The 1,836-nt window shown below is 70.8% G+C and carries 1 protein-coding gene; it reads left to right on the top strand.

What is annotated here, in order from left to right; translation table 11 throughout:
• Positions 1-195 precede the first annotated feature (195 nt).
• Positions 196-1,836: RecQ family ATP-dependent DNA helicase (locus VGV13_01610; protein ID HEV8639781.1), on the top strand; the 1,641-nt coding region annotated here is incomplete at its 3' end.

Raw genomic sequence — 1,836 nt, 5'->3', positions numbered from 1 at the left:
GGCGCCCCGCGCCTTCGCATCCGTGGCGACGCGCGGCGACGTGGGCGATCGCGGCCAAGAACCGGCGGACGCCGATACCCCCGGGGGGATGACATTTTCACGTTGCAGTAAGGGATGACATTTTCATTGACCAGCGACAGGAAGAAGTCCAGCCGGAAGCATAGTTCCGGGCCTCGTCGCCCAGGAGAGGTCTTTGTGCACCCGCTCGCCTCCACCCGGGTCTTGCTCCTGTTCGCCACGAATGCGGGGGACGGGGAGCCCGCGGTCCGCTATGATGCTGGCATCATCCAGTCTGAGTTCGTTCACGAGACCGTACGGCGTGTCTGGGGCTACGACCGCTTCCTTCCGCTGCAGGGCGAAGCCATCGCCGCCATCCTCGACGGGCGCGATTCCATCGTCGTGCTCCCCACGGGCGGCGGCAAGTCGCTCTGCTACCAGGCGCCCGCCGCGCATCTGAAGCGCCTGGCCATCGTCGTCTCGCCGCTCATCGCGCTCATGAAGGACCAGGTCGACGGTCTTCGCGAGGCGGGCGTGCCTGCCGCGTACCTCAACAGCAGCCAGACGCCGACGGAGCGCGCGGAGGTGTTCCGCGGCCTCGGCGCCGGCCGCTACCATCTGCTCTACGTCGCGCCGGAGCGCCTGGTCATGGACGGCTTCGCCGAGCGGCTGGCGCGCGCCCATCCGGCGTTCCTGGCGGTGGACGAGGCGCACTGCATCAGCCAGTGGGGCCACGACTTCCGGCCGGAGTACCGGCAGCTCCGCGTGCTGCGCGAGTGGTTCCCCGGGCTCGCGGTCCATGCCTACACGGCCACCGCGACGCCCCAGGTGCGCGCCGACATCATCGTCGAGCTGAAGCTGAAGAACCCGGCCGTGCTGGTGGGTTCCTTCGATCGGCCGAATCTGGTATATCGCGTGCGGCCCCGCACGGACCGGCTCGCCCAGGTGCTCGCCGCCATCGCGCGCCACCGGGATCAGGCCGGCATCATCTACTGCATCCGCCGCGTCGAGGTGGACGAGCTGGCGGCAGCGCTGGCGCGACGCGGGCTCCGCGCGCTGCCCTATCACGCCGGGCTCTCCGACGACGAGCGGCGCGCCAACCAGGAGGCGTTCGTCAACGAGCGGGCGGACATCGTCGTCGCGACCGTGGCGTTCGGCATGGGCATCGACCGCTCCAACGTGCGCTATGTCATCCACGCGGGCATGCCCAAGTCGCTCGAGCACTACCAGCAGGAGGCCGGGCGCGCCGGCCGCGACGGGCTCGAAGCCGAGTGCCTGCTGCTGCACAGCGGCGCCGACTATGGGCTCTGGAAATCGGTGCTGGGTGATCCGCCCCCGCCGGGCGCCCTGCGCAAGCTCGGGGAAATGTACGCGTTCTGCCAGGACGCCGTCTGCCGCCACAAGGCGCTCGTGACGTACTTCGGCCAACCGTACGACCGAGCGAGCTGCGCCGCGTGCGATGTGTGCCTGGCCGAGACGGTCCAGGGGACTGACACCGCGGGAATCTCCGCGAAGATCCTCAACGCCGCCGCCGAGCTGCGCGGCACCTTCGGCGCCACCCACGTCGCCGACGTGCTGTGCGGCGCCTCGACGGCGCGCATCGCCCAGCTCGGCCACGACCGCCTGGCGACGTACGGCAGCCTCCGCGGCGAGAAGAAGTCACAGGTCCGGGCGTGGATCGACCAGCTCATGGCCCAGGGCTACCTCGCCCGGTCCGACGCCGAGTACCCCACGCTGCTCGTCACCCTGAGCGGCCACGCCGTCCTCCGGGGCGAGAGCGCGGCGGCGCCCCTGACGAGCGCCGTCACGCCGCCGGCCGCATCGGCTGCGAAGGCGGGG

This window comes from Candidatus Methylomirabilota bacterium (assembly GCA_036001065.1).
Classification (GTDB): Bacteria; Methylomirabilota; Methylomirabilia; order Rokubacteriales; family CSP1-6; genus MNEF01.
This window is presented reverse-complemented; position numbering and strand designations above follow the sequence as displayed.